32 protein-coding genes and 2 tRNA genes are annotated in these 24,397 nt (G+C 68.5%); 21 read left to right on the forward strand and 13 right to left on the reverse strand.

The features are described 5' to 3' along the window. Positions 1 to 38 precede the first annotated feature (38 nt). Positions 39 to 1,436 carry a CCA tRNA nucleotidyltransferase gene (gene cca / locus RYH79_RS00205; protein ID WP_370895146.1) on the reverse strand — a complete coding sequence of 466 codons (1,398 nt, stop codon included), beginning with the start codon at positions 1,434 to 1,436 and terminating at the stop codon, positions 39 to 41. Between the two features lie 117 nt (positions 1,437 to 1,553). Here cca and RYH79_RS00210 point away from each other — a divergent pair. The 6 genes from RYH79_RS00210 to ftsZ all read left to right on the forward strand — a co-directional run bounded on the left by RYH79_RS00210 (position 1,554) and on the right by ftsZ (position 4,979). Then, a tRNA-Asn gene (locus tag RYH79_RS00210) sits at positions 1,554 to 1,626 on the forward strand. Between the two features lie 56 nt (positions 1,627 to 1,682). Next, positions 1,683 to 1,785, forward strand: a tRNA-Ile gene (locus RYH79_RS00215). 396 nt (positions 1,786 to 2,181) lie between these two features. Then, complete coding sequence (locus RYH79_RS00220) at positions 2,182 to 2,640, forward strand: hypothetical protein (protein ID WP_370895147.1); 459 nt, start codon at positions 2,182 to 2,184, stop codon at positions 2,638 to 2,640. A 67-nt stretch (positions 2,641 to 2,707) separates the two neighbouring features. Next, positions 2,708 to 2,905: a hypothetical protein gene (locus tag RYH79_RS00225; RefSeq protein WP_370895148.1), complete on the forward strand. Its 198-nt coding sequence runs from the start codon at positions 2,708 to 2,710 to the stop codon at positions 2,903 to 2,905. A 54-nt stretch (positions 2,906 to 2,959) separates the two neighbouring features. Continuing rightward, positions 2,960 to 3,778 carry a S26 family signal peptidase gene (locus RYH79_RS00230; RefSeq protein ID WP_370895149.1) on the forward strand — a complete coding sequence of 273 codons (819 nt, stop codon included), beginning with the start codon at positions 2,960 to 2,962 and terminating at the stop codon, positions 3,776 to 3,778. Positions 3,779 to 3,836: 58 nt separating this feature from the next. After that, positions 3,837 to 4,979, forward strand: coding sequence for a cell division protein FtsZ (gene ftsZ / locus RYH79_RS00235; RefSeq protein WP_370895150.1), 1,143 nt, complete (start codon positions 3,837 to 3,839; stop codon positions 4,977 to 4,979). Between the two features lie 81 nt (positions 4,980 to 5,060). Here ftsZ and RYH79_RS00240 read toward each other — a convergent pair whose 3' ends face one another. Both RYH79_RS00240 and RYH79_RS00245 read right to left on the reverse strand, forming a co-directional pair. Further along, the gene (locus RYH79_RS00240; RefSeq protein WP_370895151.1) at positions 5,061 to 5,417 is read right to left on the reverse strand and encodes a DUF5802 family protein; all 357 of its coding nucleotides are present in this window, start codon (positions 5,415 to 5,417) and stop codon (positions 5,061 to 5,063) included. A gap of 107 nt (positions 5,418 to 5,524) precedes the next feature. Then, positions 5,525 to 5,839: an EthD family reductase gene (locus tag RYH79_RS00245; protein ID WP_370895152.1), complete on the reverse strand. Its 315-nt coding sequence runs from the start codon at positions 5,837 to 5,839 to the stop codon at positions 5,525 to 5,527. Between the two features lie 172 nt (positions 5,840 to 6,011). On the opposite strand from RYH79_RS00245, the gene RYH79_RS00250 reads away from it, so the two are divergent. From RYH79_RS00250 to RYH79_RS00305, 12 genes are all read left to right on the forward strand, one after another. Next, positions 6,012 to 7,247: a hypothetical protein gene (locus tag RYH79_RS00250; RefSeq protein ID WP_370895153.1), complete on the forward strand. Its 1,236-nt coding sequence runs from the start codon at positions 6,012 to 6,014 to the stop codon at positions 7,245 to 7,247. Positions 7,248 to 7,331: 84 nt separating this feature from the next. Continuing rightward, positions 7,332 to 8,138, forward strand: a complete 807-nt coding sequence (locus tag RYH79_RS00255; protein WP_370895154.1) for an aldo/keto reductase — start codon at positions 7,332 to 7,334, stop codon at positions 8,136 to 8,138. 82 nt (positions 8,139 to 8,220) lie between these two features. Continuing rightward, positions 8,221 to 9,111 (forward strand): ubiquinol-cytochrome c reductase iron-sulfur subunit, encoded by an 891-nt coding sequence (locus RYH79_RS00260; RefSeq protein WP_370895155.1) that lies wholly within the window; start codon positions 8,221 to 8,223, stop codon positions 9,109 to 9,111. 203 nt (positions 9,112 to 9,314) lie between these two features. Further along, positions 9,315 to 9,647: a DUF8113 family protein gene (locus RYH79_RS00265; RefSeq protein ID WP_370895156.1), complete on the forward strand. Its 333-nt coding sequence runs from the start codon at positions 9,315 to 9,317 to the stop codon at positions 9,645 to 9,647. A gap of 33 nt (positions 9,648 to 9,680) precedes the next feature. Next, positions 9,681 to 9,968, forward strand: coding sequence for a hypothetical protein (locus RYH79_RS00270; protein ID WP_370895157.1), 288 nt, complete (start codon positions 9,681 to 9,683; stop codon positions 9,966 to 9,968). Between the two features lie 8 nt (positions 9,969 to 9,976). After that, positions 9,977 to 11,215, forward strand: a complete 1,239-nt coding sequence (locus RYH79_RS00275; RefSeq protein ID WP_370895158.1) for a DUF7500 family protein — start codon at positions 9,977 to 9,979, stop codon at positions 11,213 to 11,215. A 77-nt stretch (positions 11,216 to 11,292) separates the two neighbouring features. Beyond that, positions 11,293 to 11,655: a chemotaxis protein CheY gene (gene cheY, locus RYH79_RS00280; protein WP_370895159.1), complete on the forward strand. Its 363-nt coding sequence runs from the start codon at positions 11,293 to 11,295 to the stop codon at positions 11,653 to 11,655. 4 nt (positions 11,656 to 11,659) lie between these two features. Further along, a complete protein-coding gene (locus RYH79_RS00285) occupies positions 11,660 to 12,862 on the forward strand; it encodes a chemotaxis protein CheC (RefSeq protein ID WP_370895160.1) in 1,203 nt (400 codons plus the stop codon). Between the two features lie 6 nt (positions 12,863 to 12,868). Next, complete coding sequence (locus RYH79_RS00290; RefSeq protein WP_370895161.1) at positions 12,869 to 13,408, forward strand: chemotaxis protein CheD; 540 nt, start codon at positions 12,869 to 12,871, stop codon at positions 13,406 to 13,408. 45 nt (positions 13,409 to 13,453) lie between these two features. Then, a complete protein-coding gene (locus tag RYH79_RS00295; protein WP_370895162.1) occupies positions 13,454 to 14,611 on the forward strand; it encodes an outer membrane protein assembly factor BamB family protein in 1,158 nt (385 codons plus the stop codon). Between the two features lie 41 nt (positions 14,612 to 14,652). Beyond that, positions 14,653 to 15,384 (forward strand): SDR family NAD(P)-dependent oxidoreductase, encoded by a 732-nt coding sequence (locus RYH79_RS00300; RefSeq protein WP_370895163.1) that lies wholly within the window; start codon positions 14,653 to 14,655, stop codon positions 15,382 to 15,384. 70 nt (positions 15,385 to 15,454) lie between these two features. Next, positions 15,455 to 15,697 carry a ferredoxin gene (locus RYH79_RS00305; RefSeq protein ID WP_370895164.1) on the forward strand — a complete coding sequence of 81 codons (243 nt, stop codon included), beginning with the start codon at positions 15,455 to 15,457 and terminating at the stop codon, positions 15,695 to 15,697. Positions 15,698 to 15,708: 11 nt separating this feature from the next. Here the strand turns inward: RYH79_RS00305 and RYH79_RS00310 are convergent, their stop codons facing one another. Together RYH79_RS00310 and RYH79_RS00315 are read right to left on the reverse strand one after the other, a co-directional pair. Next, positions 15,709 to 16,455 carry a bacteriorhodopsin gene (locus RYH79_RS00310; RefSeq protein ID WP_370895165.1) on the reverse strand — a complete coding sequence of 249 codons (747 nt, stop codon included), beginning with the start codon at positions 16,453 to 16,455 and terminating at the stop codon, positions 15,709 to 15,711. Positions 16,456 to 16,571: 116 nt separating this feature from the next. Next, complete coding sequence (locus RYH79_RS00315; protein WP_370895166.1) at positions 16,572 to 16,955, reverse strand: NifU family protein; 384 nt, start codon at positions 16,953 to 16,955, stop codon at positions 16,572 to 16,574. Between the two features lie 114 nt (positions 16,956 to 17,069). On the opposite strand from RYH79_RS00315, the gene RYH79_RS00320 reads away from it, so the two are divergent. Further along, a complete protein-coding gene (locus RYH79_RS00320) occupies positions 17,070 to 17,804 on the forward strand; it encodes an SDR family NAD(P)-dependent oxidoreductase (RefSeq protein WP_370895167.1) in 735 nt (244 codons plus the stop codon). A gap of 11 nt (positions 17,805 to 17,815) precedes the next feature. Here the strand turns inward: RYH79_RS00320 and RYH79_RS00325 are convergent, their stop codons facing one another. The 7 genes from RYH79_RS00325 to RYH79_RS00355 all read right to left on the reverse strand — a co-directional run bounded on the left by RYH79_RS00325 (position 17,816) and on the right by RYH79_RS00355 (position 22,886). Further along, positions 17,816 to 18,346, reverse strand: coding sequence for a 50S ribosomal protein L16 (locus tag RYH79_RS00325; protein ID WP_370895168.1), 531 nt, complete (start codon positions 18,344 to 18,346; stop codon positions 17,816 to 17,818). A gap of 61 nt (positions 18,347 to 18,407) precedes the next feature. Continuing rightward, entirely contained in the window at positions 18,408 to 19,202 is a 795-nt protein-coding gene (gene nucS / locus RYH79_RS00330) for an endonuclease NucS (protein ID WP_370895169.1), read from the reverse strand. Beyond that, a complete protein-coding gene (glmM, locus tag RYH79_RS00335) occupies positions 19,199 to 20,566 on the reverse strand; it encodes a phosphoglucosamine mutase (protein WP_370895170.1) in 1,368 nt (455 codons plus the stop codon). The genes nucS and glmM overlap by 4 nt, the downstream gene beginning before the upstream one ends. 420 nt (positions 20,567 to 20,986) lie before the next feature. Beyond that, positions 20,987 to 21,652, reverse strand: a complete 666-nt coding sequence (gene hisH, locus RYH79_RS00340; RefSeq protein WP_370895171.1) for an imidazole glycerol phosphate synthase subunit HisH — start codon at positions 21,650 to 21,652, stop codon at positions 20,987 to 20,989. Between the two features lie 61 nt (positions 21,653 to 21,713). Continuing rightward, on the reverse strand, positions 21,714 to 22,049 hold the full coding sequence (gene hisE / locus RYH79_RS00345; RefSeq protein WP_370895172.1) for a phosphoribosyl-ATP diphosphatase: 336 nt from the start codon (positions 22,047 to 22,049) through the stop codon (positions 21,714 to 21,716). Beyond that, a complete protein-coding gene (gene pdxT, locus RYH79_RS00350) occupies positions 22,046 to 22,675 on the reverse strand; it encodes a pyridoxal 5'-phosphate synthase glutaminase subunit PdxT (RefSeq protein WP_370895173.1) in 630 nt (209 codons plus the stop codon). Before pdxT ends, hisE begins: the two co-directional genes overlap by 4 nt. Positions 22,676 to 22,724: 49 nt before the next feature. Beyond that, on the reverse strand, positions 22,725 to 22,886 hold the full coding sequence (locus tag RYH79_RS00355) for a preprotein translocase subunit Sec61beta (protein WP_370895174.1): 162 nt from the start codon (positions 22,884 to 22,886) through the stop codon (positions 22,725 to 22,727). Positions 22,887 to 22,981: 95 nt separating this feature from the next. Between RYH79_RS00355 and RYH79_RS00360 the strand changes: the two genes are divergently transcribed. Both RYH79_RS00360 and RYH79_RS00365 read left to right on the forward strand, forming a co-directional pair. Then, complete coding sequence (locus RYH79_RS00360) at positions 22,982 to 23,248, forward strand: thioredoxin family protein (protein ID WP_370895175.1); 267 nt, start codon at positions 22,982 to 22,984, stop codon at positions 23,246 to 23,248. Positions 23,249 to 23,306: 58 nt separating this feature from the next. Continuing rightward, the gene (locus RYH79_RS00365; protein ID WP_370895176.1) at positions 23,307 to 23,456 is read left to right on the forward strand and encodes a 50S ribosomal protein L40e; all 150 of its coding nucleotides are present in this window, start codon (positions 23,307 to 23,309) and stop codon (positions 23,454 to 23,456) included. 49 nt (positions 23,457 to 23,505) lie between these two features. Here the strand turns inward: RYH79_RS00365 and RYH79_RS00370 are convergent, their stop codons facing one another. Beyond that, positions 23,506 to 24,132: an MBL fold metallo-hydrolase gene (locus RYH79_RS00370; protein WP_370895177.1), complete on the reverse strand. Its 627-nt coding sequence runs from the start codon at positions 24,130 to 24,132 to the stop codon at positions 23,506 to 23,508. Positions 24,133 to 24,397: the final 265 nt, after the last annotated feature.

Consider the following 24,397-nt stretch of genomic DNA (forward strand, 5'->3'; position numbering starts at 1 on the left):
GTTCGAGGGGAGTCGGCGTAGGAACCTAAGTCGCCCGGTCACACCCGCGGTCGGAAGTGTCGCGCCAGCGCCTCGTCGAACCTCTCGGCCAGAGCCGCCACGTCGTCGCCCGCGACCACGCTGTAGCCGTCCGCGAGCGCGGTCTCGACCTGTGTGCCCAGCGCCACCTCCTCGAACCCCGTCTCGCGGAGGAACCGGACGGCGTCGTGGTACTCGCGGTCACGCTCCACGACGTAGCGGTCGCCGTCGAGAAACGGGCCGTAGGCGTCGCCGTCGGCGTACTTCTCGTAGAAGCCGGCCGCGTGGGCGCCGACGTGGACCGGCGGGCCCTCGTGGCGCTCGACGGCCGGAATCTCCGTGTCTGCCAGCTCGAACAACAACACCGCCCCTCGCCGCCCGTCACTGTCCGCGTGGTCGGCCGCGAACGTGCTCGTTCGGACGGCGTCGAACCCGCGGCCGTCGAGTTCTCGTTCGACCCCGTTCAGCGACCGGCGGAGCTGGGGGTACAGCTGGTCGTCGACGACGTTCGGGGCGTCGAAGACGACGGCCACGGGGGCGGTCTCGCGCTGGCGGAGGTGGTCGCGAACGGTCGCGGGGGTCACCGACGGCGTCGGGCGCGGGCGGAACCGGTCGGGGTCGGGGTCCGCCAGGAGCCGACGGGCGTGGTGTTGGAGCCGGGCGACGTTCTCGGCGGCACAGACGGCCGCGACGTTGCGCTCGGGATCCGTCGGGTCGATCACGACGAGCGGGTCGTCGAACGTCTCCTGTCCGTGGTCCTCGGGGTCGAACCGGACCGGCGGCGTCCAGTCGGTGGCCGCTCGCAGCAACGGCACGACGCCGTCGTGTTCGGCCACCAACAGCTCCGCGAGGTAGCCGGAGAACCCACGGGTCCGGAGGTCGCTGCCGTAGGCACCGACGGCGGTGAGGAACCGCTTGAACACACGCACGTCGGCCGCGAGGTCGTCGTCGAGTCGGGCTTCGAGGTAGGCGGTGTGGAACGGTGTGCGGTCGACGGCGGTCCGGGCGGCCGTCGCGTTCGGCACGTCGAAACACGGGACCAAGTCCACGTCGAAGCCGTCGTGCTCGCCGCGGACGTACGGGTGTTCGGCGAACTCCTCGACGCCCTCGGGAAGCACCGTGTGGCCGACCCGGAGACCGAACTGCTCCAGCTCGTCGCGGTCGAGCGCGGTCGGGAACCGGACGAACAGGTCCACGTCGCGGTCGCCCGGGAGCCAGGTCCCGCGGGCGGTCGAGCCCACTTGGAGCACCGACGCCTCGTCTGCCGGCGCCGGGAGGTCGGCGACGGCTGCCGTCGCCCGTTCGCGCAGGTCGGCGACGACACGGCGCATCCGCTCGCGCTCGTCGGTCTCGGGGGTGGTCGCCTCGCGGGCCGCCGCGAGCGCCGTCGAGAGGTCGTCGCCGTCCGACTCGGTCATACCGATCCGTTCTCGCGGCGGTGTCACGACCCTTTCGGTCGCCGACCGTCGGTCGACGCGGGCGGCGACGAAACGAAACGCACTTCAGGCGAACCACAGTACGTGGGACTGTCGCGTGCCGAAGTAGCTCAGCTGGTAGAGCGCCTCGCTGTTAACGAGGTGGTCCCAGGTTCGAGTCCTGGCTTCGGCGTCGCTTCGTCGTAACACGGTACGTTGAATAGTCTCGACTGTGTTCTCGGCGGACGAGGGCCCTTAGCTTAGTCTGGTATAGCACCCGGCTCATATCACTCGCCGGTCTCGGTGGGTGTGGGACACCGGGCGGTCGCTGGTTCGAATCCGGCAGGGCCCAGTTCTCCCCCACGGCCGCGAGCGAGGGAGCGGAGCGACCGAGCGAGCGACAGGGGGGAGAACTGGGCCCGACTCCGGATTCGACCGAGGGAACGGAGCGAACGCAGTGAGCGGAGTGACCGTAGTTCGAATCCGGCAGGGCCTCGAAAGAGTTCTCGATAAGAAGAAGACAGCAAGAGAGCGGAGCGACCGAGCGAGCGACGGGGGAGAGAACTGGGTCCGACTCCGGATTCGAACACGGTCGCTCACTCCGTTCGCTCCCTGCTCGAATCGCGCCTGACGGCGAGATTCGAGCGAGGAAACGACCGACACGAGCGACGTGACGAACAGCGCCGCCGGCACTCCCGGCGAGTCCCGGAGCCACAAGAGGTACACCACACCCGCGAGGAGGCTCACTGTGGACAGACGGCGACTCTGTGCCGCACTCGCCGGCTCACTCACGCCGATCGCGGGGTGTCTCGACGGCAGCCAGAGTGACGGCTCGCTCGACGACGACTCGGGACGGACCGACACGGCCACCGCAGCCGACGGGCAGCCACGGACGCCCACCGGGACGGAGACGATCCCGCCGTACGACAGGTCACTACACGACCTCCGCGTCGAGAACGGGCGCGAAGAGTCCGTGACGGTACGGGTGGTGATCCGACGCCGCGACACCGACGACGAACGGACACTGCGTCTACAGCTCGACCCGGGCGACAGTCGGACCTACGAGGAACTCGACGTGCTCTCCGAGCCGGTCGAGGTGCAGGTGACCGTCGGCGACGAGACGGCGGCGTACACGCCACAGTCGGACGGTACCGTCGTCGTCACCGTTACCCCGGACGGAATCGAGTTCGAGGAGGTCGTCACCTGACCGCACGAGGCGACACGTTCGAGCGCGTTCCGCAAGTTTGTTACAGTTCCGTGGCACCGTTTCGGCAGTGTCGACGACGAACCCGAAGCTGTTCTACTATCTCCGTGCGCTCACGACAGCAGTCCTCTCGACCACGTTTGGGGCCGTGGTGTCGCCGCTCGTGAACGAAGGGGGCCTCGGGTTCACCGCACTGATCCTCTCACTCGTCTTCGCCACGTACTCCTGTCACTGTCTGCTCGCCGCCGGTCGCCGGGACGCCGAGTGAACGACCCTCCACCGAACCGACAGTTTCGAGACCCGAGCGGTCTACCAACGGGCGATGGGCTCACCCGAGGGGCTGGCGCGTACGCTGCTGTGGGACGCCGTCCGCGTGGTCGCGGCCGTCGCCGTGTTCGCGGCCGCGCTGTCGCTCGCGACCGGCGTCTGGCCGCCGTTGGTCGCCGTCGAGAGCGGGAGCATGGAGCCGGCGCTGTCCGCCGGAGACCTGGTCATCGTGACGGAGCCGGGACGGTTCGCGGCGGCCGCGGCGACGGCAGACGGCGTCGTCACCGCCCGCCAGGGGCGCGACCGGGGCCACCGGTCGTTCGGCGCGCCGGGCTCCGTCGTCGTCTACAGCCCGCCCGGTCGGACGGGACCGCCGGTGGTCCACCGCGTGCAGTTCAGGGTGGCAGCGGGCGAGAACTGGTACGACCGCGCGGACCCGTCGGCGGTGACGGCCGAGGACTGTGCGGAACTGCGACACTGCCCGGCGCCACACGACGGGTTCGTGACGAAGGGAGACGACAACCGCCGGTACGACCAGGCGACGGGGCTGGCGCCCCCGGTCCGGGCGTCGTGGCTCCGCGGGGTCGCCCGAGGGAGCGTGCCGTACCTGGGCTGTCTCCGGCTGGCGCTCGCGGGCGACAGCTGTCTCCGACCGGAACGACCGGCACACCAGACGAGCAGCCGAGCGACCGTCCCCTCCCCCCGCGCGGGCGTCGGCTCCGTGGACGGCGCCGTGCCCGGCGGCCCGAACACGCGGGCGACCCAGAGGCACGCACTCTCCGCCACCGTCGGCGACGGACCGAGGCGGAACGCGGCTCGCGGCGCGTGTGCGCTCGTGACGGGAGCCGCCGATTTCCGGCCCGCAGGCGTCTGACACGAGTCTGACGAGAGGGGAAAGGTAATTAGTCTCCGTAGATAACGGGAGCCTATAAATGGACTCGATCGTGGAGGACGCAATCGACGAAGCCGAAGGTGACGCTCCGACGGACGGCCAGGACGGCCCCGTCGACGACGCTGGTGGGGGCCAGCCGACGGGGGAGATGACGGACGACGAGCTCCAGGACGTGCTCCAGGAGCTCCAGACGAACATCACGGTCGTCGGCTGCGGCGGCGCGGGCGGCAACACGGTCGACCGGATGGCCGAAGAGGGGATCCACGGCGCCAACCTCGTCGCCGCCAACACGGACGTGCAACACCTCGTCAACATCGAGGCGGACACGAAGATCCTGATGGGCAAAGAGAAGACACAGGGACGCGGCGCCGGCTCGCTCCCGCAGGTGGGCGAGGAGGCCGCCATCGAGTCCCAAGAAGAGATCCACAACTCGATCAGCGGGTCGGACATGGTGTTCGTCACCGCCGGACTGGGCGGCGGCACCGGGACCGGCTCCGCGCCCGTCGTGGCGAAGGCCGCCCGCGAGATCGGCGCGCTCACCATCGCCATCGTCACCACGCCGTTCACCGCAGAGGGTGAGGTCCGCCGGACCAACGCCGAGGCCGGCCTCGAACGCCTCCGTGACGTGGCCGACACCGTCATCGTCGTCCCGAACGACCGGCTGCTCGACGCGGTCGGCAAACTCCCCGTCCGCCAGGCGTTCAAGGTGTCCGACGAGGTGCTCATGCGCTCCGTCAAAGGGATCACGGAGCTCATCACCAAGCCCGGGCTCGTCAACCTGGACTTCGCGGACGTGCGGACCGTGATGGAGAAGGGCGGCGTCGCCATGATCGGACTCGGCGAAGCCGAGAACGACGCCAAAGCCAGCGAGTCCGTCCAGTCTGCGCTCCGGTCGCCGTTGCTCGACGTCGACATCTCCGGCGCCAACTCCGCGCTGGTCAACGTCACCGGCGGCTCCGACATGTCCATCGAAGAGGCCGAGGGCGTGGTCGAGGAGATCTACGATCGGATCGACCCGGACGCCCGCATCATCTGGGGGACCTCCATCGACGAGGAACTGGAGGGCCAGATGCGGACCATGATCGTCGTCACCGGCGTCGAGTCGCCGCAGATCTACGGTCGTAACGAGACGACACAGGAAGAGGCCCGCGAGCGCGTCCGCGACATCGACTACGTCGAGTGACCTCCCTCGAGAAGTAACACGCGTTCGCTCTACGGCCCGAGTCCACCTTCCGCACGCCGTCAGACCTCCGACGAGCCCCGGCTACACCGGCGGCTCGCCGCTCCAGCCCGCGTACTCCAACAGCTCTCCCGTCCGGTCTGCGTCCGCCAGGAACACCTCCGTCCGGCCGGGCACCTCGAACTTCATGTCCTCGGGCACGGACTCCGTCGGCACCGTGAGCGTCCCCGAAGGGAGGTCTTCGTCCCCGATCACGGGGAAGTGTCGCGTTCCCAGCTTCATCACGAGCGGCGTGTCGAGCCGTGTGAGTCCCGACTCGTCGCCGAACAACTGCTCGTTCACCCGCTCGTGGTCGGCCCGCTTGATCGCGGCCCGATCCGTCTCTCTGGGCTGGACGTACAGTTCGCCCAGATAGTACCCGGCCGAGAACTGTTCGAACATCGTTCCACCACACCGCAGCCGGTGTGTGGTGTTAAGCCTTACCACGAAATTTTATATCGAACCGCTCTCGTCTCCCCCCGGTTCTCACGCCGCGAGAACTGGACGGCTCACTCCAGCAGCGACTCCGTCTCGCCGACGACCTGCACCATGCTGTCCGTGTCGGCGAACGCCGCCGCGTCCGCCTCCATCGCCGCCGCCGCCTCCGTGTCCATCGCCTCGCTCATCGCCTCCCCGTCCGGGAACCGCAGCCGTGCGATCCCGTCGTACGGCGACCGCTCCGGGTCGGACGGGAACGTCACCTCGTAGCCGACCAGATTCGGTAGCTCGCGGACCAACGGGACGTGTTCTGCGTGGTAGTAGTCGCGCAGTTCCTCCGTCGTGAGGTCGTCGCGCTTCTGGAAGGCGACCGTGAGTTCGTGCACTCTCTGTACTTTTCTCTCTCTGTAAATAATTTCTCTGGGTTGTGTCCCTGACCCTCCGGCACATTTATAAGAATTTGCAATAAGTTGAACTTGTGAACCACCGAGATTTGTCTTGCCGTGAGAGGTGGCCCCCAACTGGTATAGCCTACTCCTCTTTCCCGCCCCGCTTTATATGACGAGCAGTGAGTCCCACCCGAGCGAGGAGAACAGCGAGATATTCAACTATGTTAAGCAAGTCGCTACCAGTCGTATCGACCAATTCGGACCTTGGCCGGCCAATCTGTTCAAACTGGAACTTGAGCAGTACGGCGTCTACCAGAACTTCTCCGGCCGAATACTGATACAGTTGCAAAACCAGGAGAAGATAGAGAAAGACACGTTCGGTAATCGTCCTTACATGATGTTTCCGAACGGTAGTACGGAGCCCCGACAAACTGTGCGCAGGCACACGGAAACATTCTACTCGTTTATTCACGAATCTGCCCCATTTGCCGAACTCTGTGTCTACGCGGCCCTTTGTGATCGGTTTGACACTCTCGGCCGGTCCTCCGACTTTGAGATCTTCCCTAAAGGAGAGTACCCATTCAAGATATCGCATTACAACGAAGTTGACGCAGTAATCTCCATCCCTCACGAGTACTTCCCGATCGAAGTGTACAATGGAACCAATCTCGTGGATGGGGGTCTGAGTAAGAAAAAGTCACAGATTAGGAAGAACTCTACCGAAGAACCTTCAGATGTTAACCCCGTTCTCGTCTCCCGGCTAGCTGCTTCGGATTTCCGAAATTTTACTAGACGACAAAACGGAGTTGTCGCCGATACTGGATTAATTCTTGGTTGTGAAGAGAACCACCCGAACCTGCAGACCTCAATAGAATTTCTACATCTCAACCCACTCGTGGAGCTCATCCCGCCAGTCGAAACTGACGACGGTGACGAGCTGACTGGCCCAGTGTACGATCAACTCGTCACAGACGATCCGACGAAGATTCACTGGCGAAATATGACTTCCGCTGGGGCTTCGCTCCCAGACCAGTTCTGTGATATCATCGCTGGCATGTTCAATCTCGTCTACGTCAACTCATTTTATCGCCGTGCCGACACACCGACGCGGCGAGAGGCTGCGCTCGTCCTCCAAAATCTAATCCACCCCATGATGCGGCAAGGCGGCGGGTTCGACACTGACGAACTGATCGAAATAGGGTGGGAGAGGCTCCAAGACAACTATCGACAGATCGAGAAAGCCACCCAGCGTGAGTCGGAAATCCGCTCCACGACCAGGTCCTACATCGAAGACCTCCGTACCTCCGGGATTATCCTACGCAGATCGGGCGGCCTGTACGCCCGCTCGTGTACACACCCACACGCCTCGCTTCAGTTCCCAGATGGATTCAAACGCGAATTGTAAAGACGCACCATTCCAGCCGATTACCCTACTCAGAGGTTACGATCGTTCCGACAGTCTCACTTCACTCCCACCCCACCCACTCTCGTGACTCAGTTCCACCGCTTCGGCCTCGGCACGTACGAACTCGACGGACAGCAGTGTGTCGACAGCGTGGCGACCGCACTCGACGCGGGCTACCGCCACGTCGACACCGCCCAGGGGTACGACAACGAACGCCAGGTCGCGGCCGGGATCGACCAGTCGGGCGTCGACCGCAAGGACGTGTTCCTCGCCACGAAGCTGTCGACGGACAACCTCTCTCACGACGACGCCGTCGAGACGGCCCGGGCGTCGGCCGACCGACTCGGCGTCGACACGATCGACCTGTTGTACGTCCACTGGCCCATCGACAGCTACGACCCGGCCGACACCTGTCGCGCCTTGGACGATCTCCGGGCCGAGGGAACGATCCGAGGTGTCGGGCTGTCGAACTTCCGGCCGGACCAACTCGACGAGGCGCGCGAGCGGTTGGACGCGCCGATCTTCGCCCACCAGGTCGAGTGCCACCCGTTGTTCCCGCAGCCGGAACTGCGCGAGTACGCCCGCGAGGACGACCACTGGCTCGTCGCCTACTCCCCCATCGCCCGCAACCGCGTCGCCGACGTGCCCGCCGTCCAGGCGGTCGCCGACGACCACGACGCGACCCCGGCGCAGGTCGCGCTGGCGTGGCTGCTGTCGAAAGACTCCGTCGCCCCTATCCCGAAGGCGACGAGCGAGACGCACATCCGCGAGAACCTGGCGGCACGAGACCTGACGCTGTCGCCGTCGGCACTGGCCCGGCTCGACGACCTCGACCGCCGGGAGCGACTCGTCGACTTCGAGCGTGCCCCCTGGAACGCGGCCGACGACTGAGCCGACCCCTCCGACGCCGTCTGCGGGGACTCACCCGGGGACCTTCGTCAGCCTTTTGCGTGCCGGAACCCGATCCGGGTTTATGAGCGCGGACGAGGACAAGTACCCCGGTGACTCGGGTCGTCGCCGGTTCGTCAAGGGTGTCGTCGGCGGTGCGACGCTAGCCGGCGTCGGAGCGACCGGCTCTGCCGCGATCAACAGCGTCACCTCGTCGACCGGCGCCGGCGGTGGCCCGACAGAGTCGATGGTGATCGAGAACACGGACGGTCCGGCACCCCGTGGGATGCCACAGGTCCCCATCGAGATCGACGGCGACGAACTGAAAGGGGTCTGGCCCGAGGTGAAGGAGAAGACCCAGGGTGGTGTCACCTACGAGGTGGCCGAGACGGACATCGGCGGGATGTCCTACTCCTCGGAGTGGTTCCACTTCTGTGGCATGGAGACGTACGAGGCGATTCGCCCGAGCCACGAGCCGGCCGAAGGAAACTACTTCGTCACCGGTTCGAACCCCACCTACGAGTGGCAGTCGGAGTTCGGCGAGACGGACCGCCTCACCGTCGACATGTTCTCCGACTACGAGGAGTGGGGCAACGGAATCGGCGTCTCCGGGCTCGGTAAGCCCGCCAGCGCCAACTGGCGCTCGATGGAGACGGAGAAGAGCCTGGTCGTCAACGTCATCCGCTCGCCGGTGATCGAACAGCTCGTCGAGAACGGCGAAGCGCAGGGCGCCGACGGCCAGACGTACTCGGTCGACGACAGCACACAGTCGTGGCTGCAAGCCACCGCCCCGAAGGGGTTCGTCGCCTGGCTCAACAAGTGTACCCACTTCTGTTGTGTGCCGAAGTACAAGGGCCTGGGCGGCTCCGCGAAGTTCGACGCCGCAGACGAGGTGTACTGTCCGTGTCACCAGTCCGTCTACGAGCCGTTCAGCATCGTCCCGACGTTGTTCACCGCCCGACCACGTCCGAAGTAGCCGATCACGCCGCAGTCGGCACCGTCCACTTATCACCGCCGGAGTCGGCACCGTCCACTTATCACCGCCGCAGTCGGCACCGTCCACTTATCACCGCCGGAGTCGGCACCGTCCACTTATCACCGCCGCAGTCGGCACCGTCCACTTATCACCGCCGCAGTCGGCACCGTCCACTTATCACCGCCGCAGTCGACGTTCTGAGCGTGACCGACGACAGCGACGACACCACCGAGACGGACGACACGGCGTTCCACCGCGAGCTCGCGGCCGCCAGTGACCTCCTGGACAGTGACGGCGTCTCTGCGTTCCACGTCGGCGTCGTCCACGACGACCGCGTCGACACCGCCTTCGCGCAACACCCTGCCGGCGACCGCGACGAGGAGCTCCAAGCGCTGACGCTCCTGGCGACCCACCTCCGCTTGGTCGCACAGGAGGCGAACGCCGACTACGACGTCGTCGCCGCCAACGCCGCACAGATCGCCGGCCAGATCGAGGAGAATCGTCCACTCTCCCCGCCCGACGACGACTCGGAGTGAGCACTCTGCTTCTCGGAAGCGACAGCTACCCGAGTGGACTCGTGTACCACGACCGATACTCACCGGAGGGACGACGAACCCCCGGACGAGGTCGACCGACCGGTCCGGCGGTGGCTCGCCACCAGACACGTCGACGTGGTCGACGCCGCGGCGGTCGGGCGCCACCTCGCCGACGCCGCCGCCAACACCGTGTTTCGGGACACCGTCTACCGGCACGCGGGCGACGACGAGCCGGCCACGGCCGCCCGACGGTGTCGGCGGGGACAGCCGGGGATACGGGCGACTGACGGCGCCTACCTTTTTTTGCTCGCGGCCGTCTAGCGTGACCCATGAGTAGAGACCCCGCGGACGGTCCGGTGTTGGACCCCGACGAGTTCGACATCTCGGAGAACGAGCGGGTCGCAGAGATCGGAGACGACCGGTACGTCGTCTCCGCGTCCGGCGATCCACCCGACGCCGGCGACCACGATCGCGGGGGTCCAGACGAGCAACGACCGGCACGCGAGGAGGACCGACGCGAGTCGGAGTCGCCGGCGCGTCGGGACGAACGGGTCCGCAGCCCGGACACGGACGGCGGGACCGCGGCGCGCGACCCGGCGCCGCGGCAGGGGAGTCGACAACAACGAGGCGGCGAGGACCGCCGCGAGCCGGAGCCGACCCGTGGGACGACTCCCGGCGGCGACGGTGGCACCCCGCGCGGTCGGCAGGGCGGTGACGCGGGCGCCGGCCGCCGCGGCGGCGGCGGTCAGCCACAGGGAGGCGGTCAGCCACAGGGAGGCGGTCAGCCACAGGGAGGCGGTCAACCCCAGAGTGGTGGTCAGCCACAGGGAGGTGGTCAGCCACAGGGAGGTGGTCAACCCCAGGGAGGTGGTCAACCACAGGGAGGTGGCCAGCCACAGGGAGGTGGCCAGCCACAGGGAGGTGGCCAGCCACAGGGTGGCGGTCGATCGCAGACCAACAGCCAACTCCAGGGCGGCGGCACCGCGGGCGGACGGTCGCGGGGAGGCGGCCAGCCCCAGAGTGCCGGCAGACCGCAGGGCGACAGTCGCACACGGAACGACGGGCGTGCGGCCGACGCCGGCGGACGGCCCCAGAGCGGCGACGGGTTCCAGTCGGACGACGGGGGTGGTCGGGGCGGCAGCCGCGACCCGCCGTCGCGGGAACGCACCGGGAGCAGCGACGACGTGGTCCGGGGTGCCCCGGGCGGCGACGACGTGGACGCCGCGGCCGTCCGACGGTACCTCGCGGAGTCGCTGGCCCACAACGAGTTCGACTACGGCTTCGACGCGACGCTGTCCGTCGACGGGGAGCCAACCCGCCACCGGATGGTCTCGGACGACCTCCCGACGACGTTCGAGACGCTCGTCACCTGGTTCGCCGACGCGACCGGCGGCGACACTCCGCCGGAGCGAGTGCTGGGACTCCTCCTGACGAAGTCGGACGTGGCGGTGGAGCTCCCGCCGGACCTGATCCGGAAGGCGGCCGTCGACAACGACCTGTCGGCCGACGACACCATCGGCGACCTCCTGCGGGCGGCCAAGGAGGACGGCTCCATCACGATGGAGTGAACCGCCACCCGCAGAGAATTCTCACTGCTGATACAGCAGGGGGAGTGTTTTTACGTGTCCGGAAAGTTCCATCCCGCATGGCGACTCGGGTACTCATTGCCGACGACTCGGAGTTCATGCGGAACCTGTTGCGTGAGATCCTCGAAGAGGAGTTCGAAATCGTCGGCGAGGCCGAGAACGGGGTCGAGGCGGTGGACATGTACCGCGACGACGACCCGGACATCGTGATGATGGACATCGTGATGCCGATCAGGAACGGAATCGAGGCGACCGAGGAGATCATGGAGGAGAACCCGGACGCCACGGTCATCATGTGCACCTCCGTCGGCCAGGAGGAGAAGATGAAGGAGGCGATCAAGGCCGGCGCGGAGGGGTACATCACGAAGCCGTTCCAGAAGCCGAACGTGCTCGAGGCGATCAACGACGCGGTGCCCGCGTAGCCGGATGTACGTCGACATCCAGTCTCTAGAGACGTTCAGCCGGCTCGCCAGCCGAGGGGCGAGCACTGCCGCCGACTCGTTGGGACAGCTCACCGGGACGAACGTCTACGTCAACGTGACGGACGTGACGCTGATGGCCGCCGGCGACCTCCGAGACACGTTCGCCGGCCGGGAGTTCGTCGGTGTCACGGTCGGCCTGGAGGGGGGAATCGCCGGCCAAACCGTGATGGCGTTCGAGACGGACGCCGCCGAGGTGTTGTTGGAGAAGCTGATGCCCGGCGACGGCTCGGTCGACGACGAGGCGTTCGCCCGCAGCGGCGTCCAGGAGGCCGGCAACATCATGACCAGCGGCTTCATCGACGGCTGGGCCGACCACCTCGGCGTCGGAATCGACATGACGCCGCCGGAGTACGTCCGAGCCAGCGGGACGGACATCCTCCCGGACGGCGCCTTCGAGGACGACCGCTCCGGCGTGTTCATGTTCGAGTCGCGGATCAGATCGTTGGACGACGAACTGGAGTTCACGATCTACATGCTGCCGGAGTACTCCGGCTTCACCGACATGCTCCGCCGCACCGGCGGCGGTTCCAGCCCCGCCATCCCCGTCGACAAACTACCCGAGTTCAACCAGATGACGAAACAGGGCGCCACGAGCGCCGCCGACAACATCACGATGATGACCGGGACGGAGACGGACGTGGAGGTGTCGCGGCTCCGTTTCGTCCCGATCCAAGACGTCCCCTCGGAGGTGGGCGACACGACCGTCGCCGGCACCATCTTCGAGCTCCACGGCCAGCCCAGCGGCTACCTCGCCATCCTGTTCGACGAGTCGTCCGCCGAAGAGGTAGCCCAGGGGATGATCCCGACGGAGACGGAGCCCGGAATCGGCGAGATGGAGCGTGGCGCGCTCCGCGAGCTAGGCAACATCATGACCAGCGGCTTCATCGACGGCTGGGCGAACGTCCTCGGGACGAGCATCGAGCACACCCCGCCACAGTTCATCCACGACATGGGCTCTGCGGTGATGGACCCCCTCGTCTCTCGACTGGGCCGGACACAGGAACACGCCTTCATCATCGACTCCACCGTCCGGACTCCCGACGGCGACGTGCGGTGTGACATCTACGCGCTGCCGGACCAACACGAACTGGCGGAGGCGCTGGACCAGATCGACGACAGCGCCTCCGCCGGCGTCGGTGGACCCTGAGGTCGCATGGACTCGTCAGACTCCGGACTCGGCGGTCGCTCGGAGACGAGTGTCGACCGTTCCGCGTCCGGAGACAAGGAACGTGTCAAGGTGGGTGTCTCCGACGCCGAGGTGACGACCGACGACGTGAAGCTGGTCACGAGCGGCCTCGGCTCCTGTCTGGGCGTCGCGCTGTACGATCCGACGAGCGGGGTCGGTGGCCTCCTCCACGCGATGCTGCCGGAGTCGGCCGACCACCCCGGCCCGCCGGAGAAGTTCGTCGTCGACGGGATCGACCAGATGCTGGAGGAGTTGGACCGCGCGGGCGCCTCCCGGCGGTCGGTCCAGGCGAAGCTCGCGGGCGCGAGTTCGATGCTCGACCTGGAGACGGAGAGCGCATCCGTCGGCGAGCAGAACGTCGACGCCGCCCGACGCGCGCTGGACGCTCGGAACGTCTCTGTCGAGGGGAGTGACACCGGCGGCAGCAACGGCCGGTCGCTCCGATTCGAGCCGGCCAACGGGCGGCTCGTCGTCTCCAGCGCCGACGGCGACCGCCGCGTCCTCTGAGACGCGTCGAAACACTGACACCCCTGTGGCCTCACCCGTCGTCTCGTGTCTCGCCGCCGCCAGTTCCTCGCCGCGACGACTGCCGCGACGCTGTCCCTGTCGAGCGCCGGCTGTCTCGGCTGGTCTAGTTCGACCGCCGACGACACTCCCCGAACCTGGCCGCAGTTCGGCCGTGGAGCGCCACACGCCGCCGTCGCCCCGACCCACCAGATGCCACAGACACTCGAGGACCGGACGACACACCCACTCGACGGCGATCTCGCAACCTCGCCGGTCGTCGGCCGCGACGCCGGGTTCGCGGCCGACAACCGGGGGCTGTTCGTTCGCCCGTTCGACGACCGGTCGCCCGGCCACCTCACGTTGCCGGGGGAGACGGCCAGGGTGCCGGCCGTCGACACGGACGGGCGTGTCGTCACGACCCGGTCGGGGTCCTCGGGACCGGTCGTCGTCGCCGTCTACCCGAGCGGTCGAGAGGTGGCCTGGAGCCGAGCGCTCGACGGCCAGGTCGTGACTGCGCCGGCGGTCGCCGACGGTGTCGTCTACGTCGGGACGGACGCGGGCGCAGTCGCGCTGTCGGCCGACGACGGAGAGCGACGCTGGCGAGTCGACGCCGGCGTGACGCGCCCGGACTGGAACCGACTGGCGACGGCGAACCTCGCGCCCGCCGTGGGCGACGAGACGGTCGTGTTCCCGACCGGCGACGGACTGTGTGGCGTCGCCCGTCGTGGACGAGTCCGTTGGCGTGTGGACGGCGAACGGATCGTCTCGTCGCCGGCGATCCGTGGCGACACCGTGTACGCCGCGGACCTGGGCACCGGCCTCCGGGCGTTCGGGCTCTCGGCGGGTCGAGAGCGCTGGCGCCACGCCGACCCGGGGACGTGGGCGACCCCGGCCCTCGGCGAACGGTACGTGTTCGCCGGCACCGCGGGCGGGTTGGCCGTCCTCCACCGCCGGGACGGCAGCCTCGAACGGCTCGTCGACTACAACTTCGGGCTGATCCCGGCCGCGGTCGCGCGGGTCGGAGACACGATCGTCACCTCGACCCGCAACACGGGGCTGGTGGTCGTCCTCGACTCCACCAAGCGAGCGGCACCGTTGTTCTCTCGCGGCGAGGGCGGGTTCGGCGCCCCCGCGGTCGCCGGCGGCCGGTGTCTGTTCACGGAGTTCCGCGAGGACAGCTTCCGGCTGGTCGTCGTGGAGTGAGACCGCCCAAGCCTCTTGCCGCCGCGGGCCGACGACCGGCCGTGAGTGACACCGTCCTGCTGGCCGGCGTCGGCGAACGGCTCGGTACCGGCCTGGCCCGCGCGTTCACCGGCACCGGACAGCCCGACCGGACGACCGACGACCGCTCGCTGCCGGGGCCCGACGCCCGCGTCGCGTTGTTGGCCCGTTCGCCGTCCACGGTGGAGTCGCTGGCCGAGGAGATCGAGGCGGACGGCGGGACGGCGACGGTCGTCACCGCCGACCTCACGGACCGAACGGCGGTCGCCGACGCCGTCGACGCCGTCCGCGACCGACTCGGCCCGGTGGACGTGGCAGTCCACAACGCGAACGCGACCGGCGGGGAGCTCGACGACGAGTCGTCGTTCGTCCAGCCGATCCGGACCCGAATCGAGGGGGGTGGCAACCTCGCGGCGACACTGCTGCCGGCGATGCGAGAACGCGGCGCGGGGACGCTCCTGTTCGCGGGGACGACACACGCCCACGACGGCAGCGAGCGACTCCCCGGGTGGGGGGCGGCCGCGTTCGGCACCCGCGGGCTCGCCCGGTCGCTGGCCCGACGCGCCGGCCCGGACGGCGTCCACGTCTGTTACGTCGCCGTCGGCGGGACGATCCCGCCGGCCGACGCCCGAGTCGGGTCGGCGACGGCGATGGACCCACACGAGGTCGGCGCGGCGTTCCGCCGACTCGCCGCCCAGCCGCCGACCGCGTGGTCACACGAGGTGGACCTCCGGCCGGACGGCGCCCCGCCGTAGCCCCGCGTCGGTCTCGCCGAGGGCGCCGTCGTCGGGCAAGGACTTTGCCGCTGGCGCTCCCACAGTCGGTATGCGCCTCGAGTTCGACCGGGACACCTGCGTCGGGATGTACCAGTGTGTCGCGGAGTGGGACGCCTTCGAGGAGAACCGCGACGACGGGAAGGCCGACCTCCCGGACGCAGAGGAGATCGACGAGGAGCTGTTCTCGCTGACGGTGCCCGAGGGAGCGGAGCTGGACGCCAAGTTCGCCGCCCGGGCGTGTCCCGTCGACGCGATCGCCGTCTACGACGACGACGGCGAACAGATCGTCTGAACGCGAGGCGGTCAGTCGTCGGCCGGCGCCGCCGAGCCGGCGGCGTCCGACGCCCACACCTCCCGGCTCCGCAGGAGGAGCGCACCGAAGCCCACCTTCGCGGCCACGTCCAAGACGGCGAACAACGCCGTCTCCACGCCGAGTCCGAACAGTTCGACCCCCCCTTCCGTCCCGAGAATCCAGATCACGGGGTACAACAGCCACAGTCCGATGACGAGGTTGCGCAGCCGGCCGAACAACGACGCCCGATCGGCCGACAGCCGGCTGGCCTGTTCCGACAGCGTCTCGAACAGGAGGTACAACAACACGAGCAACGCCCCGGTCGAGATCGCCCACCAGACGACACGGATCGTCTGGCCCTCGCGGGCGAGGGCGCCGGCGACGCCCGTCCCGATCATGAACACGTCCAGCCCGACCAGCGTGTAGATCGTGTTCCGGTCGGCCTCCGCCAACAGACACAGGTCCAACAGGAGCAACGGCGTCGTGAACAGCCAGTCGGCGTACCGCGCCCAGTAGATCACCGTCTCACCCATCCCCGGGCCGGCGTCGAAGCTGACGACCCCGAAGCCGGTGGCCATCGAGAAGTACGACACGGCCGCGATCGCCGGCACGAAGATCGTGATGACGTAGTACTCCTGGGTCTCGGGATCCCTGACCGACCACCCGTCCCACAGGAACTTCAGCGCAGCCAACCCCATCGCCACGCTCCCGATCCACAGGCTCAACGACTGGAGCGACCCCGGTTCCGGTACGACCATACCTCGTCGTAACAACCTCTCCGACTTGATTCCTCCGTAGTTCGTCGAACCGCGACAGCGTCACGAGTCCGACGGCGTCGGGGTTCGGACGCCGTCGCGGCCTGGAGTGGGCCGCGTCAGAAGGGAGCCTGCGGCCCTTCGTCGTCCTCGCCGTCGTCGCCGCCGTCGCCCGGGAAGGAGGGCGACATCCCGTCGCCGGAAGAGCCCGTGCCGCCGAGGTCGCCGTCCGCGCCGCCGCCCATCCCCGTGTCGGCGTGCACTTCGGTGATCTCCGTGATCTCCTTGGTCATTCGGGACTTGATCGCCTGGATCGTCATCGGCGAGATGCCACAGCCGGAGCAGGCGCCGCCCAACTGGATGTGGACCTCACCGCTCTCGCGGTCGAGCTGTTGGATCGCCGCGCTTCCGCCGTGCATCTGGATCTGCGGGAAGTTCCGCCGCAGGAAGTTCGTGATCCGCTCGCGGAGGTCGTTGTCGCCCCCCTCGGAATCCACGCTCATACCTCCCGCTTGACCAGCGAGGCCTATAGCGCTTGCGACCGGTCGCCACCCTCACGCCGCCGGTGGGCCAGCGACTCCGTCGCGCTTATCGACGCCAGGCCTCTCACTCCGGGTGTGCAGCCCGACCTCTCCGACCGAACTGCGCTCGTCACCGGCAGTGCGACCGGCATCGGCCGCGGGTTCCTGTTGTCGTGTGCCCGCGCCGGTGCCGACGTAGCCGTCCACTACAACACGAGCGAGGCCGAGGCGGAGGCGACCGCCGCCGAGGCCCGCGACCTGGGCGTCGACGCGACGACCGTCCAGGGGGACGTGACCGACGCCGACGACGTCGACCGCCTGTTTGACGCCGTCGAGACCGACCTGGGAGCCGTCGACGTGCTCGTCAACAACGTCGGCTCGTTCGCACCGGACCACTGGGCGGAGCTGTCCGTCGAGACCTGGCGCGAGGTGCTGGAGACGAACGTCACCGCGACGTACCTCTGTTGTCGTCGTGCCGTGCCGGCGATGCGGGAGACCGGGTGGGGGCGCGTCGTCAACGTCGGCTACGCCGGCAGCGAGAAGGCGCTGGTCAACCCCAAGAACGCGCCGTACTTCATCGCCAAGACCGGCGTGCTGATGTTCACCCGGATGCTCGCCGCCGACACGACCGAAGACGGGATCACGGTCAACGCCGTCTCGCCGTACGTCGTCGAGACCTCCGACGCCTTCCCCGAGGACGCGCCGCGTGGCCGTTGGGCGACCGTGTCGGACCTGGTCGCGGTGCTGGAGTTCTTCCTGTCCGACGCCGCGAGCTACGTCTCCGGCGAGAACGTGGAGGTCGACGGCGGCTACCTCCCCGAGAAGGTGTGAGCTGTACCCGACTACCGGACGAGCAGCTCCTCGCCCTTCTCGACGACGATCCGGCACGGCGGCGACATCTTGTTGTACGCGCGGCGGAACGCCTCCTTCACCTCGTCGGCCTGGTCCACGTCACAGTAGGCGGTGAAGATGGTGGCGTTCTTGTCGACACGGGCCGCGGTGCCGACCGGCTTCCCGAACGCCTGCCGCATCCCGTCGGAGACACGGTCGGCGCCGGCACCGGTCGCCTGCTTGTTCTCCCGCAGCACCTGGTGGGGGAACTTCCGGAGCATCATCTTGTAGTTGCCCTCACCCAGCTCCTTGATCAGGTGGCGGTTGGCCGACAGCCGCGCGGACTCCAGCGAGTCGTGGCGGATCTGGAGCTCCTCTTCCACCTCCAGAGAGATGTGGACCGGGTAGTCGTCCGGGTCCGACTGGAGGTCGCCCATGTTGTGCTGTGCGATCTTCGAGCCGGGGATGCCCGTAATGTACTCCCGTCGTGTGTACGCGGGCTTGCTGATCTCCCGGTACATGGAGGCCGGCTTGTCCGACATAGTTGCTATCGCAAGGGACGCCGGTTCCGCCGATAAAGCCTTCGAACGCTGCCTGCCGGTATCACTCCGAGCGACGCTCGTCCGCTCCGTCGTCGCCGTCACCCCCCGCGTCTCGGGTCCCTCCCCCCGGGGGGTCGACGGCGACGTGTTCGAACCCCGCCCGGGCCAACAGCTCCGCCGCGCGGTCCGTCACGGACGGGGCGACGAGCACCCCTCGGACGGTCGGTTCGTCCGTCGCGGACGCCGCCAGTTCTCGCTCGACGGCGACCACGTACCGCCGGAGCTGCCCGACTGCGTCCGGCCCGACCCGGCGGCGCTTCAGCTCGACGACGGTCGGCCGGCCGTCCCCGTCGTGACCGAACACGTCGACGGCGCCGGCGTCCGTCTCACGCTCCGTCGCGGCGACGGTGAACCCGGGCGCGACCAGCGACGGCTCCGCCAACACTCGCTCCCGGAGGTCCGCCTCCGTCCCGTCGACCGCGACTGACCGCCGCCCGCTCACTGGGTACGCGACGAGGTGGTCCACCGTCGAGAACCACACGTCCAGCCGTTCGTCGGGACTGTCGCGTTCCGTCCGCACGCGGAGCCGCCCGTCGCGGACGGCGGCGCGGTGACGCGACCCCGGCGGCTGCCAGTTCACCGGCTCGTGGCCCTCGTCCGTGTGGACCAGGGCGGTGCCGTCCGGCTTCACCACGAGCAGCCGTCGGCCCTCACCCAGTGACGACGACGCCCGGCCGTCGTACTCGACGGTGCAGGCGCCGTAGACGGTGACGAGCGCCCCGCGGTCGAACGCGGCCTCCAACTCCCACAGCGCCGCCCGGTGGGAGGGGTCGTGGACGACGGTCGGGTCCGTCACGCCGACGCCCGCGCCTCCCGGAGCCGGTCGGCCGCCGTCGCCGCCAGCGTCCCCGCCCGGTCGCGGTCGTCGGACTCGGCGTACACCCGCAGCTTCGGCTCCGTTCCGGACTCCCGCACCAACACCCAGGCGTCGCCGTAGTCCAGCCGGTAGCCGTCCGTCGTCTGTGGCTCGGCGTCTGCCGCCTCGGCGAACGTCTCGGCGGCCGAGAGCATCGCCGTCCGCTCGTCTTCCCCGTCGTACGACAGACTGTCTCGAACGGTGTGGTAGTCGGTGTACGGCCGGATCACCTCGCTGACCGGCTCCTCGCGCTCGGCCAACAGCTCCAGGAACTTCGCGCCGACGAACGGTCCGTCCCGCGAGAGCCGGTAGCCCGGGAAGAACACGCCGCCGTTGCCCTCCCCCGCCACCGGAACAGACCGGTCGGCGTCCCACAGCTCCCTGATCCGCGTGACGATGTTCGTCGCGCCGATGGGTGTCAGCTCCAGGTCGGCACCGACCCGATCACACACGTCGACGAGCCGCTGTGAGACGTTGACCGCGGACACCGCGGTGTCGCCCGAGGACAACGCCCGCTCGGCCAGCGCCGCCAGCGAGGCGTCCCCGGAGACGACCGTCCCCGTCTCGTCGACGAACACCGCACGGTCGCCGTCGCCGTCGTGTGCGACCCCGACGTCCGCGTCGCCCGCCTGGACCAGCCGGCCGAGGTCGGTGAGAGTCTCCGGCGTCGGCTCCGACGGCCGCCCGGGGAAGTGTCCGTCCGGCTGGGCGTTCACCGTCACCACGTCACAACCCAGTCGCCGGAAGAAGGCGGGGGCGGCGTCGGCAGCGGCGCCGTGGCCAGGGTCGACGGCGACGGTGAGGTCCGCGGCCGCGATCGCCTCGCGGTCGACCGCCGTCAGCATCTCGTCCACGTACGGTTCGACGACCGCCGCCTGAGTCCGGTTGCCCACGTCGTCCCAGGCCGTCGCCGCGAACGACTCCGACAGCAACGCCTCCTCCACCCGTTCCAGTTCCCCGACCGGGAGCCCGCTGCCCTCCGGCCCGATCAGTTTGACGCCGTTGTACTCCGGCGGGTTGTGCGAGGCCGTGATCTGGATGCCCGGCACGGACGCCTCGCCGCAGTGACGCACTGTCGCGGGCGTCGGCGCGACGCCGAGCCGGACCACGTCCGTCCCGGTCGCCGCGACGCCGGCGGCGGCCGCGTCGGCGAACATCCCGCCGGTCGTCCGGGTGTCCCGTGCGAGCGCGACCCGGTCGGCGCCCCAGACGGTCGCCGCCGCGCGGGCGACCCGGAGGACGAACTCCGGCTCGAACGCCGCGCCGACCTCGCCGCGAGTGCCGCTGGACCCGAATATCTGCATTCGCTCGTCTCTGGTCGGGGCGACGACATAGTGGTTCCGAACCGCTACCGGAACGGGACGGAACGAAACGGGACCCCGAGAGACCGGGGCGGTGAGAGTGGGAGCGGGAGAGTCCCCGGCTGCGACACGCCGGATGGGCAACGGGCCGCCGACGCGTCGCCCCGCGGTCCCGGACAGCTGGCGGGGTCACCCCCGCGACCCGCGACCCGACGACGTCGACCGAGTGGTCGTGCAGTCACGCTGGGGGCCGTGACCGCGGGGTCGGCTGCTGGGGACAGCCGACGAGAGCCGTCTGGATCGCGGCGTATACACTGCGAGAGTGAGTACGTATCAAACGTTCGGTCGTGTTTTCAGAGTCGATAGCCCCGTCTCAGCCGCCACGACGCCGCGCACAGCGGAGCGAGACGGAACCCCACTCTCTCAGGGGTGGGTCGCCGACTCCACGCCGGCCTCACACAGTCCGACGAAGTTCTCCAGAATCCGGAGTCCAGTGTCCCCGCTCTTCTCCGGGTGGAACTGGGTTCCGAACACGTTGCCGGCCTCGTTGGCGACGACCGCGGCGAACGTCTCCCCGTCGTAGGTGGTCTCGGCGACGGTCGCGTCCGCCGACTCCGGCACCGCGTAGTAGGAGTGGACGAAGTAGGCGTACTCCCCGCCGACACCGTCGACCAGCGGGTGGTCGCGCGTCACCGACAGGTCGTTCCACCCCATCTGTGGCACCGGCTCCGCCTCGGTGAACCGGACGTTCCGGCCGGGGATCAGGTCCAACCCGTCGGCGTCACCCTCGCCGGCCCGCTCGGCCTCCTCGCTGCTGGACAACAGCATCTGCATCCCCAGACAGATCCCCAGCAACGGGCCGCCGTCGGCGGCGTACTCCGTCAGCGCCTCGCGGTACGGCGCCGCGTTCTCCATCCCCTCCCGGAACGCGCCCACGCCCGGCAACACCACGCCGTCGGCGTCGTGGATCGCGGACGGCTCCGTCGACACTGTCACCGACGCGCCGGCCCGTTCCAGCCCACGGGTGACGCTCCGGAGGTTGCCCAGCCCGTAGTCCACGACGACGACCGCGGGGTCGTTCTCGCTCATCGAGCGACGGTTGTGCCCCCGGCCTCAAGTAGCCGCCGGACGCCGGCTGGACGACGACGCTTCAGAAACGGTTCCGGAGCTCCGCCCGCAGATCCGACAGCTCCTGGCCCTCCATCGCCAGCAACACCAACAGGTGGTAGACCAGATCGGCACTCTCGTGGCGCAGTTCCGCCTCGTCACCGTTCTTCGCGGCCAAGACGAGCTCCGTCGTCTCCTCGCCCAGCTTCTCCAACACGGCGTCTTCCCCCTTCTCGTGGGTGAACAGGGAGGCCGTGTAGGAGTCTTCGGGCAGTGTCTCGCGTCGATCCTCGATGGTGGCGAACAGCTCCGCGAGGGTCTCGTCCGTGGTCGGCTCCCCGTCGGTGGTCGTCCCGCTGCCCGCCGCCTCGTCCGTCACGCCGCCACCTCGTCGTCCGACCCGTCTGCGTCGTCCGTCCCGTCTGCCCCGTCGGGGAAGAACGCTAGGTCGTGGACGCGGTGGTCGCCCGTCAGCTCCGGGTGGAACGCGGTGGCGACGACCGGGCCCTGTCGGACGGCCACGGGGTCGCCGTCCCACCGAGCCACCACCTCGACGTCGTCGCCGACCTCGTCGACGACGGGTGCGCGGATGAACACCGCCGGGAACGGCTCGTCGAGCCCGTCGACGTCGAGGGGTGCCTCGAACGAGTCCGCCTGGCGACCGAAGGCGTTGCGGTCGACCGTCACGTCCAACACGTCCAGCGTGTCCACGCGCTCGTCGTTCGCGTCCGTCGACGCGACGATCAGTCCCGCACACGTCGCCAGGATAGGCTTGTCGGCGGCGACGTGATCGACGATCTCTCGGTCGATTCCCTCGTCGCCGACGAGTCGAGAGATGGTCGTCGACTCCCCGCCGGGGACGAGCAACACGTCACACTCGGGGACGACACCGGACTCTCGGATCTCGACGACCTCGGCGTCGAGCCCGTGTGCGGCGGCCGCAGAACGGATCGCCGCCGCGTGCTCCGACACGTCGCCCTGGACCGCGATGACGCCAGCCTTCATACCGTCGGCTGGGTGGCGTACGGGCGAAAACCTTCCGTTCGACCCGGGTTCACACCGCGAACTGTGCGATCAACACGAGAACACCGAACGTGACACCGATCGCAACGACCGTCTTCGGGTCGAGTCTGATGGCGTTGCGGTCCTCGGCGTCGAAGTACCGAACGAGCCCGGCAGACGACATCAGTCCACCGCTGTTCTGGCCACTGCTCATACCCGACAACACTCGGGGGGTGTACCTCAAGCTTTCGGAGTCGCTACACGACGTGAGAAAGCCTTATCGGCGACGGGTGCCACCTCGCTGGTGCAATGACGGTTCGACTCCTCGACTTCTACGCCGACTGGTGTGGCCCCTGTAAGAACCAGGATCCGATCCTGGAGGAGCTGTCGGGCGACTACCCGGACGTGGACTTCGAGAAGGTGGACGTAGAGGCGGACCAGGAGACGGCAAACGAGTACTCCGTCCGCTCGCTGCCGACACTGGTCGTGGAGAACGACGACGGTGTCGTCCAACGGTTCGTCGGCGTCACCCAGCGCGACGACCTGGAGGAAGCGCTGGGCGACGCGGGCGCGTAGCCACAGTCGTCGCCCCGTTCTCGCAAGCGTTAACAGCCGGTAGCTCACTTCTTCCCGTATGGCAAAGTTCGAGGCCGCAGAAGAACGGACGCTAGACCGGATGATCTGTATGCGGTGTAACGCCCGGAACTCCCCGCGGGCCACCCGCTGCCGGAAGTGTGGCTACGACAACCTCCGCCCGAAGGCGAAGGAGACCCGAGCGGCGTAGTCCCGCACTCCTCTCCGGCCAATCGACCCCGTGTCCAGCCACGCGGCCGTCACTCGTCGGGGTACTTCGGTTCGCGCCGTTCTGCCCGACGCAGGGCTCGTTCGACGACGTCGCGGAGGCTGTCGTCCGACTCCTCGGCGTCGAACACGCTCCCGTGACCGGCGCACAGCCGGGTCGCGGACGCGGGCAGTCGATCCAGGAGCGCCCGGACGCTCTCGATCAACGTCTCTCTGGACTGGCCGGTCATGTCCGTCCGGCCGAAGGAGCCGTCGTCGAAGGCACCGTCGTCGTACACCACTAGGTCACCGGAGAAGACGGTGGTCTCGCCGACCAGCGAGACGTGGTCGTCGGCGTGGCCCGGCGTCCCCACGACCTCGTAGTCCGCGTCGCCGACGGTCACCTCGTCCCCGTCGGCCAACGGGACCGCCCGACGCGGGTGGTCGCCGGCAGCGTACAGGTCCGCGTCGAAGGCGTCCAACACGGCGTCCAACTCGGCGACGTGGTCGCCGTGTTGGTGGGTGAGGACCACCCGATCGACGTCGTCCGTGTAACGGGCGATCTCGTTCTCGACGCCGGGCATCGCCCCCGCGTCGATCAGCGTCGGGACGCGCCCGGTGACGAGGTAGGCGTTACAGGTGAACTCCGTCGCGCCGGCGGTGACGGTGTGGACATCCATGCCCCGTCTTCGCCCGCCCGACCGAAAAGCTTCGGGCACGCCCGCCGTCTACGCTCCGCTCTCTCGGCACCCCGCCTGCGCGCGCGACTCCACACACCGCCCGACTCTCCGTATCGGCAATCGTCGGCACACGGCCCGGCTCCCTGTATCGGCAATCGTCGCCCCTTCGGCGGATGGTCTCGTAGCCGGGGCGACGGAAGGATCCGGCGCGGTGCCGTCGGCCCCCGGGTAATTTATGCTGAATGATAGAGAGAGACAACATTCA

This window comes from Halobaculum sp. MBLA0143, from assembly GCF_041361465.1.
Classification (GTDB): domain Archaea; phylum Halobacteriota; class Halobacteria; order Halobacteriales; family Haloferacaceae; genus JAHENP01.

Coding starts and splice junctions, on each gene's coding strand:
- pdxT (WP_370895173.1), bottom strand. CDS start 22,675: ATGAAGGCTGGCGTCATCGCGGTCCAGGGCGACGTGTCGGAGCACGCG.
- glmM (WP_370895170.1), bottom strand. CDS start 20,566: ATGCAGATATTCGGGTCCAGCGGCACTCGCGGCGAGGTCGGCGCGGCG.
- hisH (WP_370895171.1), bottom strand. CDS start 21,652: ATGAGCGAGAACGACCCCGCGGTCGTCGTCGTGGACTACGGGCTGGGC.
- RYH79_RS00290 (WP_370895161.1), top strand. CDS start 12,869: ATGGACTCGTCAGACTCCGGACTCGGCGGTCGCTCGGAGACGAGTGTC.
- RYH79_RS00315 (WP_370895166.1), bottom strand. CDS start 16,955: ATGAGCGTGGATTCCGAGGGGGGCGACAACGACCTCCGCGAGCGGATC.
- RYH79_RS00275 (WP_370895158.1), top strand. CDS start 9,977: ATGAGTAGAGACCCCGCGGACGGTCCGGTGTTGGACCCCGACGAGTTC.
- RYH79_RS00310 (WP_370895165.1), bottom strand. CDS start 16,455: ATGGTCGTACCGGAACCGGGGTCGCTCCAGTCGTTGAGCCTGTGGATC.
- RYH79_RS00360 (WP_370895175.1), top strand. CDS start 22,982: ATGACGGTTCGACTCCTCGACTTCTACGCCGACTGGTGTGGCCCCTGT.
- RYH79_RS00365 (WP_370895176.1), top strand. CDS start 23,307: ATGGCAAAGTTCGAGGCCGCAGAAGAACGGACGCTAGACCGGATGATC.
- RYH79_RS00240 (WP_370895151.1), bottom strand. CDS start 5,417: ATGTTCGAACAGTTCTCGGCCGGGTACTATCTGGGCGAACTGTACGTC.
- RYH79_RS00230 (WP_370895149.1), top strand. CDS start 2,960: ATGGGCTCACCCGAGGGGCTGGCGCGTACGCTGCTGTGGGACGCCGTC.
- cca (WP_370895146.1), bottom strand. CDS start 1,436: ATGACCGAGTCGGACGGCGACGACCTCTCGACGGCGCTCGCGGCGGCC.
- RYH79_RS00250 (WP_370895153.1), top strand. CDS start 6,012: ATGACGAGCAGTGAGTCCCACCCGAGCGAGGAGAACAGCGAGATATTC.
- RYH79_RS00305 (WP_370895164.1), top strand. CDS start 15,455: ATGCGCCTCGAGTTCGACCGGGACACCTGCGTCGGGATGTACCAGTGT.
- ftsZ (WP_370895150.1), top strand. CDS start 3,837: ATGGACTCGATCGTGGAGGACGCAATCGACGAAGCCGAAGGTGACGCT.
- RYH79_RS00370 (WP_370895177.1), bottom strand. CDS start 24,132: ATGGATGTCCACACCGTCACCGCCGGCGCGACGGAGTTCACCTGTAAC.
- cheY (WP_370895159.1), top strand. CDS start 11,293: ATGGCGACTCGGGTACTCATTGCCGACGACTCGGAGTTCATGCGGAAC.
- RYH79_RS00285 (WP_370895160.1), top strand. CDS start 11,660: ATGTACGTCGACATCCAGTCTCTAGAGACGTTCAGCCGGCTCGCCAGC.
- RYH79_RS00355 (WP_370895174.1), bottom strand. CDS start 22,886: ATGAGCAGTGGCCAGAACAGCGGTGGACTGATGTCGTCTGCCGGGCTC.
- RYH79_RS00260 (WP_370895155.1), top strand. CDS start 8,221: ATGAGCGCGGACGAGGACAAGTACCCCGGTGACTCGGGTCGTCGCCGG.
- RYH79_RS00325 (WP_370895168.1), bottom strand. CDS start 18,346: ATGTCGGACAAGCCGGCCTCCATGTACCGGGAGATCAGCAAGCCCGCG.